Raw genomic sequence first — 14303 nt, 5'->3', positions numbered from 1 at the left:
CCCCGGCGAGATGCACGCGAGACCATTCCGTGAACTGGTCGTTCCGCCCATACGTATCTTGCTGTGACCCACCGGCACGAGCGAACGGACCTGATCGATGCGCCACAGCGTGGACGCGGGGCTCTTCCAGCACACCGCGCACAGCCCGTCGTTCTTCGAGCTGTCCAGACAGATGGGTGAGAACGGTCGGCAGCTGGTGGACTTCTGCATCCCCTGCAACCCGTACTTCCCCACGCCGGAGATGTTCGACGAGCTCGCCAGGAACCTCACGATGATGCTCAAGTTCTACCCGAGCAGCGCGGAGACGATCACCGGGCAGCTGGCGAGGGTCCTCGGACTCAACCCCGCCACCCTCGCCATGGCCAACGGCTCCACCGAGCTGATCACCTGGATGGACCACATGTGGGTCCACGAGAGCCTCGCGATCCCGATCCCCACGTTCGGCCGCTGGACCGACCAGCCGATGGAGACGGGCAAGCGCGTCGACATGTTCCCCCTGCGGGAGATCGACTACTTCCAGCTCAACGTCGACGAGTACGTGCGGTTCATCCGCCAGCGCCGTTCACGCGTCGCGGTGCTGTGCAACCCCAACAACCCCGACGGCGGCTACCTGCCGCGTCGCGAGGTCATCCGGCTGATGGACGAGCTGTCCGACCTGGACCTCGTGGTGATCGACGAGTCGTTCATCGACTTCGTGGAGGCCGAGCCCGCGCCGTCGGTCGCGATGGAGGCCGCGATCCGGCCGAACGTGGTGGTGCTGAAGAGCCTCGGCAAGAACTTCGGCCTGCACGGCATCCGCTTCGGTTACCTCGTCGCGAACCCCGGTCTCGCGGGCAAGATGCGCAAGATCCTGCCCAAGTGGAACCTCAACTCCCTGGCCGAGATGGTCGTGTTCATGCTCGGCGCGCACGGTGCGGAGTACCGGGAGAGCCTGCGCCTGCTGGCCAGGGACCGCTACGGCATGGGCATGCAGCTCGCCCGCGTGCCGGAGCTGTCGGTGTACTCGTCGCAGGCGAACTTCCTGCTCGTGAAGCTGGGGCAGGGCATCGACGGCACACAGCTGCGTGACCACCTCATCGGGCGGCACCAGGTGTTCATCCGCGAGTGCGGCAACAAGCTCGGCATGAGCAACCAGTTCCTGCGGCTGGTCGTGCGACCGCAGCAGGACGTCGCCCGCCTGATGGAGGGGCTGGACGACTACCTGCAGCCACGGTTCGACGACGAGCTGGCAGAACGCCGAGGGGCCCGCACGGCCTGAGCAGGGCGGCGCGAGGCATTTCGCAAGCGCAAAGGAAGTTTTGGATTCAATATGCGCTGAACTGAGACGATCTGCTGTCGTGGACCCGATGAGTGGTGGGTAGTGTGTTTCCGATCACCACCATCGGGAAGGACGGCTGTGTCGCTGCCGAGAAGCACGCTGAGCAGCATGGCTTACGGAGAGTTACGCCAGGCGATACTGAGCGGTCGTCTGGCGCAGGGCTCGCACGTGAGCGTGCGGCCGCTGTGTGAGGAGTTCGGGCTGTCCGCCACGCCCGTGAAGGCGGCGCTGACGGCGTTGGAGCGCGAGGGGTTCCTCGTGCTGCACCCGCACCGGGGCTTCTTCGTTCCCGAGGTGAACCGGGCGGACATGCAGGAGCTGTACGAGCTGCGCGAGGTGCTCGACGGCATCGCCGCGCGACGCGTCGCGGCCCTGCCGACCCGCGACGACCTGGTCGCGCGGCTCGCGGCACTGGTGGACGCGCAGACCGAGGAGGTCGCCGCGCACAACCTGTCCGGCTACAGCGACCTCGACGTCCAGTTCCACCAGGAGATCCTGACCGCGGCGGGTAACGGGCGGTTGCAGTACGTCGCGGAGAACATGATCGGGCAGCTGCGCCTGGGGCGGTCGACGTCGGCGCGGGTGCCGGGGCGACCGAACGCGGCGCTCGCGGAGCACGGCGAGATCGTCGCCGCCATCGCGGCCGGGCAGCAGCACCAGGCGGAGCGGCTGGCGCGGCGGCACGTGCGCAGGTCGGCCAGTGCGCTGGACCGGCACCTGAGCCGAGGCGGGCGCGCTTCCTGACCGTTCATGGTCGATGGCGGCCGTCGGCCCCCCGAGATCCAGCGTAGTCGGCGGCACCGACAGCGACGGGTGCCCGATGCGCGTGAATGGACCGTTCGCGGAATTGTGTGGCGGGTGTGGTCTCCGGGCCGCGACACTGGCGGCACGATGATGAAAGTGATTGCCGAACGGCTCGCCGCCGGGGAGACCGTTTCCTTCCGCCCCACCGGATCCTCCATGGTCCCGCTCATCAGGAGCCGCCAGCTCGTCACCGTCGCCCCGTGTGACCCTGCCGCCGTCGAGGTGGGGGACATCGTGCTGGCCCGTGTCGCGGGTGCTGTCTACCTGCACCTCGTGTCGGCCGTCGACCACGCTCGCGGGCGGGTGCGGATCAGCAACAACCGCGGTCGGGTCAACGGGTGGACTAACCACGCACGGGTCTACGGAATCTGTGTCGCCGTCGACGGCAATCCTCGGCCGAGGACGGCCGGTAAGGCGTTGTGACCACTGATAACGGGATGATTCCCGGTGTGACGAGGCCGGGCACGTAAAACGGTGCCGCCTCGAGCCGGGGAATTGCTCGAGACGGCACCGCGTGGATTTCGTGGTCAGTTGGTCAGTTGACAGGTGGCGAACTGGTCGAGCCCCTGCGGGCGGTCCGCCACGCGGCCGATGGCTATGGCGATGCGGTCGAGGGCGGCTGCTCGTTTGTCAGCCAGTGGTCCCAGGATCGCGTTCTGGACGAAGTTCGCGCCGCCCTGCCCGACCGTGTTCTGGAGACGGGTGTTGGCTTCGGCGAGTTGCTTGTCGAGGTTGGCGAGTTCGCGGTCGACCTCGGCCTGTGCGGCGGCGGGGACGTCGCCGATCACCGGGGTCGGGCACACGATCTGGCCGACGGCGGCTGGTGGGGGCTCCTCTGCTGTCTCGGTGGCGGGCGGGGCGTCGGTTACCTCGGTTGTCGTCGTGGTCGGGGCCGGTTGGGCATCACCGCCGGAAAGTGCGCAGGTCGCGAACTGGTCGAGGCCCTGCGGGCGGTCGGCCACGCGGCCGATGGCTATGGCGATGCGGTCGAGGGTGGATGCTCGTTTGTCGGCGAGTGGGCCGAGGATCGCGTTCTGGACGAAGTTGGCGCCGCCCTGCCCGACGGTGTTCTGCAGGCGGGTGTTGGCTTCGGCGAGTTGCTTGTCGAGGTTGGCGAGTTCGCGGTCGACCTCGGCCTGTGCGGCGGCGGGGACGTCGCCGATCACCGGGGTCGGGCACACGATGGTCTGCGTGGCGGCCTCGTCGCCGGTGGCCGCGAACGCGCTCGTCGCCCAGGCCACGCCACCGGCGGTGACGAGACCGGCTACCAGGATCGCGATACGTTTTCTGTGTTTTTGCTGCGTGTGGGCAGGCGACATCTTCACACCTCATGTGGGGAAAGGGACACGCCGGCTTACACAGCTGAATACGGAACGTAGACGATCACGGTTCAATCTCGACCGGATAACTTCGTGGTCAGGTCAAAGTCCCAGCTTGGCCCGTAGGTCGGGTTCCTCGATTCCGAAAGTTTCGCGAATCGTCACCCCGTCCTGATCCAACAGGAAAACGCCGTAGTCCGTGTACACGCGGCTCACGCACCGCAGCCCGGTCAGCGGGTAGTCGCACGACGGCACCAGCTTCGGCGCGCCGGCATCGGTGAAGAGCGTCATCATCACGAACACCGACTTCGCGCCGATCGCCAGGTCCATGGCGCCACCGACCGCGGGGATCGCGTCCGGCTCGCCGGTGTGCCAGTTGGCGAGGTCGCCGGTGAACGACACCTGGAACGCCCCGAGCACGCACACGTCCAGGTGGCCGCCGCGCATCATCGCGAACGAGTCCGCGTGGTGGAAGTACGACGCGCCAGGAGTCTCCGTCACGGGGATCTTGCCCGCGTTGAGCAGGTCGGGGTCGATCTCCGACCCCTTGGCAGCGCGGCCCATGCCGAGCATGCCGTTCTCCGTGTGGAGGACGACCCCCGAGTCCTCGGCGAGGTGGTCGGCCACCAGTGTCGGCTGGCCGATGCCGAGGTTCACGTACGACCCCGGCGGGATGTCCTGTGCCACGAGGCGTGCGATACCCGCGCGATCCAGCCGGTCTCCTCGGCTCACCCTGCCGCCCCTTCCTCCGCGAGCACCGCCGGTGACGGGCAGGCGACGACGCGGTCGACGAAGATGCCGGGCGTCACCACCGCCTCCGGGTCCAGCGTGCCCGGTTCGGACACGGAAAGCACCTGTGCCACGGTCACTTTCGCCGCCGTGGCCATCACGGGCCCGAAGTTCCGCGCCGTCTTGCGGTAGACGAGGTTGCCGAGGGTGTCCGCCCGGTGTGCCTTGATCAACGCGGCGTCGCCGTGGATCGGGTACTCCAGCACGTAGTCCCGCCCGTCGATGGTGCGGGTCTCCTTGCCGTCGGCGAGCGGCGTGCCGACGCCGGTCGGGCAGTAGAACGCGCCGATTCCCGCGCCGGCGGCACGCAGCCGTTCCGCCAGGTTCCCCTGGGGAACCACCTCCAGCTCGATGCGGCCCGACCGGTACAGCTCGTCGAACACGTACGAGTCCTTCTGACGCGGGAACGAGCACAGGATCCGCCGCACCTGGCCCGCCTTCAGCAGTGCCGCGAGCCCGTGCTCGCCGTTGCCCGCGTTGTTCGACACCACGGTCAGCTCCCTCGGACCCGACCGCAACAACGCGTCGATCAGCTCCACCGGCTGGCCCGCCGTGCCGAACCCGCCGATGAGGACCGTGGCACCGTCGGAGATCCCGGCCACGGCCTCGTCGGCGGACTCGCACAGCGACGTCACGAGACGTTCTCCAGCACCACCGCGAGCCCCTGGCCGACGCCGATGCAGATCGCCGCCACGCCCCAGCGGTGTCCGTCCTCGCGCAGCACCTTCGCCAGCGTGCCGAGGATGCGGCCGCCGGACGCGCCGAGCGGGTGCCCGATCGCGATGGCGCCGCCCCGGGTGTTGACGATCTCCTGGTCGATCTTCCACGCGTCGACACACGCCACCGACTGGACGGCGAACGCCTCGTTCAGCTCGACCGCGCCCACGTCCGACCAGGTGATGCCCGCCCGCTCCAGCGCTCGGTTCGCGGCCTCGACCGGCGCGTACCCGAACCGCTGCGGCTCCAGCGCGGCAGCGGCCCGCCCGGCGATCCGCGCCACCGGGTCCTGGCCGAGGCCCGCGGACTCGCCTGCCACCAGCACCGCGGACGCGCCGTCGTTCAGCGGCGACGCGTTGCCCGCGGTGATCGTCCCGTCCGGCCGGAACGACGGCTTGAGCTTGGCCAGCTTCTCGGGCGACGTGTCCGCGCGGATGCTCTCGTCGCGGGTCAGGTCCCCGACCGGGACGGTGAGGTCGTCGTAGAAACCCGCTTCCCAGGCGGCGTGCGCGAGCCGGTGAGACCGCTCGGCGAAGGCGTCCTGGCGCTCCCGGGAGATGCCGAACTCCTCCTGGAGCTGCTCGTTGGCCTCGCCGAGCGACACCGTCCACTCCTTCGGCATGCGTGGGTTCACCAGGCGCCAGCCCAGGGTCGTGGACACCGCGGTCACGTCCCGGGCCGGGAACGCGCGGTCCGGCTTCGGCAGCACCCACGGCGCCCTGGTCATCGACTCGACGCCGCCCGCCACCACGATCGACGCGTCGCCCGTCTCGATCTGCCTCGACGCCGACATCACGGCGTCCAGCCCGGACCCGCACAGCCGGTTGATCGTCGAACCCGGCACGGTCACCGGGTAGCCGGCCAGCAGCACGGCCATCCTGCCGACGTTGCGGTTGTCCTCACCCGCGCCGTTCGCGAGCCCGAGCACCACCTCGTCGACCTGGCCGGTGTCCAGTCCGGGAGTCCGCTCGGCCAGCGCGCTCAGGACCGCGGCGGCGAGATCGTCCGGGCGCTCCTTCGACAGCGCGCCGTCGAAGCGGCCGAAGGGGGTGCGTACCGCGTCGTACACGAATGCGTTGCTCATGAGTGCCCCGGGTAGGTGAGGAAGACCGTCTCCCCCTCACCCTGCAACACGACGTCGAACCGGAGCCCTTCCGGCTCGCGATGTGCGACCAACGTCTCACGCCGCCCGGCCGGCACCGTCTCCAGGAACGGGTCGGTCGCGTCCGGCAGGTAGATCCGGGTGAAGAGCCGGTTCATCAGACCCCGCGCGAACACCGTCAGAGCGATGAACGGCGCACCCGGCTCGACGGTCGTGAACGTGTAGTGGCCGGTGTTGTCGGTCGCCGCGCGGCCCCAGCCGGTGAACGTGTAGCCGTCGCGGTGCAGCGACCCACCCACCGCGGGCACGTTCCCGGCGCCGTCGGCCTGCCAGATCTCCAGCAACGCGTCCGGCACGGGGGCACCGGCGCCGTCACGCACGGAGCCGTGCAGGCGGATCGCGTCGGGGTGGTTGTGCGGGACCAGGTCCGGGCCACCCTCGTACGGGAGCGAGTAGCCGAAGAACGGACCGATCGTCTGGCCGGGGGTCGCGGTCATGAGGGCTCCGTCCAGGTGCGGTGACCGCCGGTGAGCACGATGTCCCAGCGGTAGCCGGTCGAGGTCTCGGGCACGGTCACGCCGTGGTCGTAGGTCGCGATCAGCCGTTCGCGGGCTTTCGGGTCCACGATCGACTGGAAGATCGGGTCGATCGCGAACAGCGGGTCGCCGGGGAAGTACATCTGGGTGATCATCCGCTGGGTGAAGTCGGTGCCGAACAGCGAGAAGTGGATGTGCGCGGGCCGCCACGCGTTGTCGTGGTTGCGCCACGGGTACGGGCCCGGCTTGATCGTCGTGAACCGGTAGGAGCCGTCCGGCCCGGTGAGGCAGCGGCCGGTGCCGGTGAAGTTCGGGTCGAGCGGCGCCGGGTGCTGGTCCCGCTGGTGGGCGTAGCGGCCGGACGCGTTGGCCTGCCAGATCTCCACCAGCTGGTTCGCGACCGGCCTGCCGTCGCCGTCGATGATCCGGCCGGTCACGACGATCCGCTCGCCGAGTGGCTCGCCCCGGTGCTGGATGGTCAGGTTCGACTCGAGCGCGTCGACGTCCTGGTGGCCGAACACCGGCGCGACCAGCTCGACCAGTTCGGGGTCGGCCTGGTGGAGCGCCTTGGTCGGGTGCCGCAGGATGCTGCTGCGATACGGCGCGTAGTCGAGCCGGGGCTGTGGCTCGTCGCCCGTTCGGGTGGCTGCGATGGCGGCGATCTCGGCGTTGATCTCGTCCTGGGTGGCGGCCGCTGCGTCGGACGACGCGGCCGGCGGCGTGACGCCGCGAGGCGGGGCTTCGGTCACATCCTGGAAACTAGGCCGGACGGCCTGCGGGTGCGAGACTTGGCTTCCACTCAGCGGAAGGATCGATCGGGGTGGCGGGGAACGGCCGGAGCCCGGGGGCGAGCGTGGCGTCCCGGGTGCTCGCGCTGCTCGGCGCGTTCGACGGCGAGCACCGGAGCATGACGCTGACTGTCCTCGCCAAGCGGGCCGACCTGCCGCTCGCGACGGCGTTCCGGCTGGTCAACGAGCTGGTCGAGTGGGGAGCGCTGACCAGGCGCACCACAGGGGAGTACGTCGTCGGCAGGCGGTTGTGGGACCTCGGGCTGCTCTCGCCCGTCCAGTCAGGACTGCGGCAGGTGGCCTCGCCCTTCCTCCACGACCTCTACGGTGCCACGCTCGCGACCGTCCACCTCGCCGTGCGCGACGGCACCTCGGCGCTCTACGTAGACCGGCTCGCCGGGCACGTCTCGGTGCCGGTGGTGAGCGACGTCGGCTCCCGGCTGCCGCTGTACGCGACCGGCGTCGGCAAGGTGCTGCTCGCGCACGCCCCGGACGACGTGCGGGCCTGGGTGTTCACGAACCTGAACCGCATCACCCCGTACACCATCACCCAACCGGGTCGACTGCGTGCCGAGCTGCGCCGGGTGCTCCGCGACGGGTTCGCGCAGACCAGTGAGGAGATGAGCCTCGGCGCGTGCTCGGTGGCGGTGCCCATCCGGGTGGCGGGCGGTCCCGTGGTCGCCGCGCTGGGCATGGTCGTGCCGAGCCTCGGCCGGTCACGGCCGCGACTGGTGGCCGCGCTCCAGGTCGCGGCACAGGGGATCGGCCGCAGCCTTCCACTGGGTGAAAGCGACTGATTGGCGCGGACCGGGGTGCCGGTCTTGACTGGTGCCATGCGTACCCAGGTGGCCATCATCGGCGCGGGGCCTGCCGGTCTGTTGCTGTCACACCTGCTCGCGGCGGGTGGCGTCGAGTCGGTCGTGGTCGAGACACGGACGCGTGACTACGTCGAGTCCCGCATCCGGGCGGGCATCCTCGAGCACTCGAGCGTAGAGCTGCTGAAGTCCGTCGGGCTGGGCGACCGGCTGACGCGGGAGGGCGACGAGCACCGGGGGATCTACCTGCAGTGGCCCGCCGAGCGGCACCACATCGACTTCCACGACCTCGTCGGGCGCGGTGTGTGGGTCTACGGGCAGACGGAGGTGCAGAAGGACCTCGGCAGGGCACGGGACGCGGCGGGTCAGGAAGTGCGCTACGACGTGCGGGACACCCAGGTCCACGACCCGGACGACCCGTACGTGACGTTCACCGTCGACGGCGTCGAGACCCGGCTCGACGCGGACGTCGTCGTGGGGTGCGACGGCTCGTTCGGGCCCACCCGGTCGGTGGTGCCGGGGCGCACGTGGGAGCGAACGTACGGGTACTCGTGGCTCGGCGTGCTCGCGTCGGTGGCGCCCTCCACCGATGAGCTGATCTACGCCTGGCACCCGGACGGGTTCGCACTCAACTCCATGCGATCGCCCACGGTCACCCGCCTCTACCTGCAGGTGCCCGCGGACACGGACATCGGGGAGTGGTCCGACGAGCGGATCTGGGACGCCCTCGCCACGCGCCTCGGGCACGGGCAGGACGGCTGGAAGCTGACGCGGGGGCCGATCACGGAGAAGAGCGTGCTGCCGATGCGCAGCCTCGTGCAGGCGCCGATGCGGCACAGCCGGGTCTTCCTGGCAGGCGATGCCGCCCACATCGTCCCGCCGACCGGCGCGAAGGGCCTGAACCTGGCGGTGTCCGACGTCGCGCTGCTGGCGCCCGCACTCGTGGCCCTGGTGCGGGAGAAGGACTCCCGGCTCGCCGACGAGTACTCCGACCGTGCGCTGCGGCGGGTCTGGCGCTGCACGCACTTCTCGTGGTGGATGACCACGATGCTGCACGCGAGCGGCGACGAGTTCGACGCGCAGCTCCAGCTGTCGCAGCTGCGGTGGGTGGCGAGCAGCGTCGCGGGGTCCACCGGCCTCGCCGAGAACTACGCGGGCCTGCCGATCGGCTTCTAGACGAACGCGATCACGAGCAGGAGGAACACCGTCACCGCCAGAACGATCCGCATGACCCCATATGTAACCCTATAAGGGGTTACAGAGCAAGTCTCTCCCGTCGTGCCATGGCGATCTCCGCGGTTCGCGGTCAGCGTGGGTGCTGGCGGGGGCGGCCACTATCTGCTTGGTGCCGGAGCAACTGGCGCTGGTGCGTCGACCAGGTCCCGCAGTCGGCGGATCGGGCTGAACCACACCACCGCGGGGCCGACCAGTGTCAGCAGGCATGCCACCCACAGGCCGCCTCGCGGTCCCAGCACCGTCGCGACAGTGCCGCCGAGCAGGGCGCCGAACGGGATCGCGCCCCAGGACACGATGCGGACCGTCGCGATCACGCGGGACAGCAGCTCCGGCGGGCTCGCCACCTGGCGGTGTGTCCGCGCGTTGATGCTGAACACCACGACCCCGATGCCGAACCCGACGTTGGCCACGGCGAACGCCACCATGCCCCACACCCCGTGGCCAGACGGCATCAGCAGCGCCACGGCCGCGCCGCCGACCGCGCCGACCAGCAGTGCCCGCGCGCTGCCGAGTCTGGCGGTCAGCCACGGCGCGAGGGTGGCGCCGATGAGGCTGCCGACCCCGTCCGCGGCGATCAGGACCCCGACCAGCGCGGGGGAGGCGTGCAGGTCACGCACCAGGAACACCGGGATGATCGCCATGAGCGCGCCGTTCGCGAAGTTGTCGGCGGTCGCGCCCCACATGCACGGCCCCATCACCGGGTGCCGGGTGACGAAATGCCAGCCCTCGCGGATCATCACGCCCATCGGTGGGCGGTCCGGCTCCGCGGGTGCCGACCCCCTGGGCAGGCCGCGCAGCAGCACTGCCGACACGACGAAGCTCACCGCGTCCACCAGGAGCGTCGGCACGGCACCGAGCACCTGCACGACCACGCCGCCGATGCTGGGGCCGCCGAGCATGGTCGCGGAGTGCGTCGCCGACACGAGGCTGTTGCGCCTGGTCAGCTCCTCACGGCTGACGATCGAGGGCAGGAACGTCTGGCTGCCGACGTCGAACACGACGTTCGCGAAGCTGATGACCAGGGCCGCCGCGACCAGGTGCGTCATCGTGAGCCCGCCCAGCCACCACGCCACCGGCACCGAACCGATGGCGACCGCACGCAGCACGTCCATCACGATCTGCGTCGCCCGCAGCGGCAGGCGTTGGACGAACACCCCCGCGGGCAGCCCGATCACCGCCCACGCGAGGTAGGTCGCGACCGTCAGCAGGCTCACCTCGAACGCCGACGCGTCCAGCGTCGTGACCGCGACCAGCGGCAGCGCGACCGCGGTGACCGCCGTGCCGGACTGGCTGACCGCCGCCGCCGACCAGTAGCGCCAGAACATGCACCCTCCCCAGTAGTAAGTTCACAATGGGAACTCACTCTATTGGCACGAGGGCCCCGAAGCGAGAGGGTTACGGACGTGAAGCACAGCGAACTGGTCGACGCCGACTGCGCCATCGCGCAGGCCCTCGGCGTCGTCGGCGACTGGTGGACGCTGCTGGTCGTGCGGGACATCGCGGGCGGGACCGTCAGGTTCGACGACCTGCAGCGGGCGCTCGCCGTCAGCCGCAAGACGCTGACCGAGCGGCTGAAGGCGTTGGTGGCCAACGGGATCGTCGAGAAGGTGGACTACTCGGCGCGCCCGCCGAGGTTCGAGTACCGCCTGACGGACAAGGGCCACGGCCTGCTGCCGGTGCTCATCGCGTTACAGGACTGGGGCACCCGCCACGTGTCCGGCGACGGCTCGCTGTCCGCCACCACCGCCCCGTCCTCGGCCGAGGCGCGGCGGGTGCGGGGCCTTGTCGGCAGACGCGTCCCCGAACTGCGCGTGGCAGCGGACGACGGCGAGCTCCTCGACCCGGTCGGCCGGTCGTGGACCGTGCTGTACGCGTTCCCCGGCGCGTTCGTCCCGGTCGGGAACCCGCTCCCGCCGGACTGGGGGGACATCCCGGGCGCCGCGGGCTGCACGCTGGAGTCGACCACCTACCGCGACCGCTACGACGAGTTCAGGGCGCTCGGCGCGACGGTGCACGGGCTGAGCACCCAGCGCACCGACGAGCTGGGTGCGTTCGCCGAGCACGTGGACCTGCCGTTCCCGCTGCTGTCGGACGACGAGCTGACGCTGACCGCCGCACTGCGGCTGCCGACGTTCCGCGCCTCCGGCGTCGACCGCCTCAAGCGCCTGACCATGATCGTCGACCCGGACCGGACGATCCGGGCGGTCCAGTTCCCGATCACCGACCCGGTCAGGACGGTCGACGTCGCGCTGACGCAGGTGACCCAGCTCGGCGCGGCCGGCTGACACCGACCCCGCGGGGACGTGTGCGCCCTGGTCACGCCGGGCCGACCCGAAGGACGGACCTTCGGGCAATGAACCGCGCCAGGCGTCGGTACGTGTATCTCGCAAGCGGGCGGGTGGCTCATTCTCGTTGCTGACGTACGAACAGGAGAAGCACATGGCGCAGCGCGGTCCCCTGGTCACCGCGGTTGTGGTGGTCGGTGGCCTCGTCGGCCTGATGACGGCCAACGCGGCGGGAGGACTCGTCGCGGCTGGTCCATCGCCGACACCGTCACCGGCAGGGGCTACACAGACCGAGACACCACCGCCGCCGCCGGCCAACAACGGCGTGCCGGCTCCCACGACGACGGCACCGCCGCCGGTCGAGACGAGTGACGTCCCGACCACGAAGGCGCCGCCGCCCGGTCCGGCCTTCCCGGCCGAGGCCGTCTACGCGGGCAAGACCGTCGACAGCCCGCTCTACATCGCGGTCGCCGTGAAGGGCACGGACGCCTCCGCGTACCTGTGCGACGGCGCCGCGGTCGAGTCGTGGCTCAAGGGCTCCGCCGAGAACGGCACGATGGAGCTCTCGTCCAAGGACGGCGCGAACACGCTGACCGGCCGGCTCGACGCCGACAACGCGCTCAAGGGCGCCTTGATGATCGGCGGCGTGCCGCACGAGTTCAGCATCGTCGTCGCACCGCCGCCCGCCGGCCTCTACCGAGGCGAGAACGGCGAGACCACCACCGGCTGGATCATCCTGCCGAGCGGCAAGCAGGTCGGCATCACGCGCACGGGCAACCGTGAGGCGGCCGCACCCGCGCTCGACCCGGCAAAGGGTGGGGCTACCGTCGGCGGCAAGTTCGTGCCTGCGCAGAAGGTCACGGGCGAGACCAGTTTCGGCTGAGCGGGTTCCGCGGGGGAACCCACTTCGACGCCATGCGAAAGAGGGTGCCGGGGCGGTCCGTTCCGGTAGCACGACAGGAGACTTCCGATGACCTTGCCGCCTGATTTCGGGCCGAGCGGGCGACCCCCGGACCACGACCTGACCGACCTGAACGAGTTTCCCGACCTGACCCAGCCCGTCCCGGGTTCGCAGACCGGCTTCCCGACGCACGAGGGCCAGCAGTGGGTCACCGCGACGAACGTGCCCGCGCTGTCCTTCGACGACGAGGAGCCGGACCACGAACAACGCGGCATCGGTGGCGTCATCGCGGCGTTGGCGATCGGCGCGCTCGTGGCCATCGCACTCGGTGCGTACGGCAAGATGCACGAGCCGACGGGTGAGGCACTCAACCTGGCGGGCTTCTCCAGTGGCATCGCCGCCAAGGCGTGGCTCGGTTCGGTGGCCGTCGTGCTCGCGATCGTCCAGGTGCTGTCCGCGATGGCCATGTGGGGCAGGCTCCCCGGCTGGACCGCGGGCCACGGCACCGCCGTCATGCACCGCTGGTCGGGCCGCATCGCGGTCATCGTCTCGCTGCCGGTCGCCGCACACTGTCTCTACGCGCTCGGCTTCCAGACCTTCGACACCCGGGTGCTGCTGCACTCGCTCTTCGGCTGTTTCTTCTACGGCCTGTTCGTCTGCAAGATGGTCGTCCTGACCCGCTCGCGCACGCCCGGCTGGGTGCTGCCCGTCGTCGGCTCCGCGGTGTTCACCGGGCTCGTCGGCCTGTGGGTGACGTCCTCCCTGTGGTTCTTCTCCGAGTACGGGGTGAGTTTCTAACATGACACAGCAGATCCCCCGCCGCGCCGCGGTGGGGTTCGTAGCCGTGGGCGCCGCATGTGCCGCCTGTGCCCGCTACGGCGGTCCACAGTTCCCCGACGAGGGGGCGGCGGGCAGTGAGAAGACCACGACGCAGCAGGACGGGGAGGTCCTCGGCAAGGCCGCGGACGTCCCGGTCGGCGGCGGCAAGATCTTCGAGGCGCAGAAGCTCGTCGTCACACAGCCGGAAGCCGGGCAGTTCAAGGGCTTCTCGGCGGTGTGCACGCACCAGGGCTGCGTGGTGAACGAGATCGTCGACGGCACCATCAACTGTCCGTGCCACGGCAGCAAGTTCAAGCTGGACGGCGCGGTCGACACCGGCCCCGCCACACAGCCGCTGCCCGCTGCCGCGGTGAGCGTCAACGAGTACGGCGAGCTGGTCACCGGCGGTGCGGCACCTCCCGCGGAGACGACCGCGCCGGAGACCACGGCGCCGGAGACGACCGCGCCGGAGACGACGGCCCCGGACACCACCGCGCCACCGGGCGGCGGCGGGAAGGCCCTCACGTCCACGGCGGAGGTACCCGTCGGGGGCGGCAAGATCCTGGCCGACCAGGAGATCGTCGTGACACAGCCCAGCGCGGGCAAGTTCATGGCGTTCTCGGCCGTCTGCACCCACCAGGGCTGTATTGTCGACCAGGTTTCCGGGGGCACCATCAACTGTCCGTGCCACGGCAGCAAGTTCAAGCTGGACGGGTCGGTCTCGCAGGGACCCGCCACTGCACCACTGTCGGCGCGTGCCGTTAAGGTGTCCGGGAATCAGATCTCGTTGGCGTGAACCGAACCCGGTTCACACTCGTGTTCCTGTCGTGAGCGAAGTTGCTTCAAGTACCCTGCTCATCGACCGGCCAATCGG

Annotated in this window: 16 protein-coding genes; 9 read left to right on the top strand and 7 right to left on the bottom strand. The window is 70.1% G+C overall.

Annotated elements, in window-relative coordinates; translation table 11 throughout:
* The first annotated feature begins 97 nt into the window (after positions 1-97).
* From CLV71_RS10770 to CLV71_RS10760, 3 genes are all read left to right on the top strand, one after another.
* Positions 98-1258, top strand: a complete 1161-nt coding sequence (locus CLV71_RS10770; protein WP_133902482.1) for a pyridoxal phosphate-dependent aminotransferase — start codon at positions 98-100, stop codon at positions 1256-1258.
* A gap of 168 nt (positions 1259-1426) precedes the next feature.
* A complete protein-coding gene (locus CLV71_RS10765; RefSeq protein WP_133902481.1) occupies positions 1427-2062 on the top strand; it encodes a GntR family transcriptional regulator in 636 nt (211 codons plus the stop codon).
* Between the two features lie 147 nt (positions 2063-2209).
* Positions 2210-2545 carry a S24/S26 family peptidase gene (locus CLV71_RS10760; protein ID WP_133902480.1) on the top strand — a complete coding sequence of 112 codons (336 nt, stop codon included), beginning with the start codon at positions 2210-2212 and terminating at the stop codon, positions 2543-2545.
* A gap of 104 nt (positions 2546-2649) precedes the next feature.
* On the opposite strand, the gene CLV71_RS10755 is transcribed toward CLV71_RS10760, so the two are convergent.
* The 6 genes from CLV71_RS10755 to pcaH all read right to left on the bottom strand — a co-directional run bounded on the left by CLV71_RS10755 (position 2650) and on the right by pcaH (position 7334).
* On the bottom strand, positions 2650-3441 hold the full coding sequence (locus CLV71_RS10755; protein ID WP_133902479.1) for a hypothetical protein: 792 nt from the start codon (positions 3439-3441) through the stop codon (positions 2650-2652).
* Between the two features lie 102 nt (positions 3442-3543).
* Complete coding sequence (locus CLV71_RS10750; protein ID WP_208297496.1) at positions 3544-4173, bottom strand: 3-oxoacid CoA-transferase subunit B; 630 nt, start codon at positions 4171-4173, stop codon at positions 3544-3546.
* Positions 4170-4865 (bottom strand): 3-oxoacid CoA-transferase subunit A, encoded by a 696-nt coding sequence (locus CLV71_RS10745; RefSeq protein ID WP_133902478.1) that lies wholly within the window; start codon positions 4863-4865, stop codon positions 4170-4172. Before CLV71_RS10745 ends, CLV71_RS10750 begins: the two co-directional genes overlap by 4 nt.
* Positions 4862-6031 carry a thiolase family protein gene (locus tag CLV71_RS10740; RefSeq protein ID WP_133902477.1) on the bottom strand — a complete coding sequence of 390 codons (1170 nt, stop codon included), beginning with the start codon at positions 6029-6031 and terminating at the stop codon, positions 4862-4864. The genes CLV71_RS10745 and CLV71_RS10740 overlap by 4 nt, the downstream gene beginning before the upstream one ends.
* Positions 6028-6546: a protocatechuate 3,4-dioxygenase subunit alpha gene (gene pcaG, locus CLV71_RS10735; protein WP_133902476.1), complete on the bottom strand. Its 519-nt coding sequence runs from the start codon at positions 6544-6546 to the stop codon at positions 6028-6030. The genes CLV71_RS10740 and pcaG overlap by 4 nt, the downstream gene beginning before the upstream one ends.
* Entirely contained in the window at positions 6543-7334 is a 792-nt protein-coding gene (pcaH, locus tag CLV71_RS10730) for a protocatechuate 3,4-dioxygenase subunit beta (RefSeq protein ID WP_133902475.1), read from the bottom strand. Before pcaH ends, pcaG begins: the two co-directional genes overlap by 4 nt.
* A gap of 71 nt (positions 7335-7405) precedes the next feature.
* Here pcaH and CLV71_RS10725 point away from each other — a divergent pair, with 71 nt between their 5' ends.
* Positions 7406-8170: an IclR family transcriptional regulator gene (locus CLV71_RS10725; protein ID WP_133902474.1), complete on the top strand. Its 765-nt coding sequence runs from the start codon at positions 7406-7408 to the stop codon at positions 8168-8170.
* 36 nt (positions 8171-8206) lie between these two features.
* Positions 8207-9364 carry a 4-hydroxybenzoate 3-monooxygenase gene (locus tag CLV71_RS10720; protein WP_133902473.1) on the top strand — a complete coding sequence of 386 codons (1158 nt, stop codon included), beginning with the start codon at positions 8207-8209 and terminating at the stop codon, positions 9362-9364.
* A 158-nt stretch (positions 9365-9522) separates the two neighbouring features.
* On the opposite strand, the gene CLV71_RS10715 is transcribed toward CLV71_RS10720, so the two are convergent.
* Complete coding sequence (locus CLV71_RS10715) at positions 9523-10749, bottom strand: MFS transporter (protein ID WP_133902472.1); 1227 nt, start codon at positions 10747-10749, stop codon at positions 9523-9525.
* Between the two features lie 78 nt (positions 10750-10827).
* Here CLV71_RS10715 and CLV71_RS10710 point away from each other — a divergent pair, with 78 nt between their 5' ends.
* From CLV71_RS10710 to CLV71_RS49225, 4 genes are all read left to right on the top strand, one after another.
* Positions 10828-11709, top strand: coding sequence for a winged helix-turn-helix transcriptional regulator (locus CLV71_RS10710; protein WP_133902471.1), 882 nt, complete (start codon positions 10828-10830; stop codon positions 11707-11709).
* Between the two features lie 154 nt (positions 11710-11863).
* Positions 11864-12592: a hypothetical protein gene (locus tag CLV71_RS10705; protein WP_133902470.1), complete on the top strand. Its 729-nt coding sequence runs from the start codon at positions 11864-11866 to the stop codon at positions 12590-12592.
* Between the two features lie 87 nt (positions 12593-12679).
* Positions 12680-13408 (top strand): DUF6529 family protein, encoded by a 729-nt coding sequence (locus CLV71_RS10700; protein ID WP_243866348.1) that lies wholly within the window; start codon positions 12680-12682, stop codon positions 13406-13408.
* 1 nt (position 13409) lies between these two features.
* Entirely contained in the window at positions 13410-14225 is an 816-nt protein-coding gene (locus CLV71_RS49225) for a Rieske (2Fe-2S) protein (RefSeq protein ID WP_243866347.1), read from the top strand.
* Positions 14226-14303 lie beyond the last annotated feature (78 nt).

The organism is Actinophytocola oryzae, assembly GCF_004364325.1.
GTDB lineage: Bacteria > Actinomycetota > Actinomycetes > Mycobacteriales > Pseudonocardiaceae > Actinophytocola > Actinophytocola oryzae.
The sequence above is the reverse complement of the archived record's forward strand: the minus strand, read 5'-3'. Positions and strand labels throughout refer to the sequence as shown.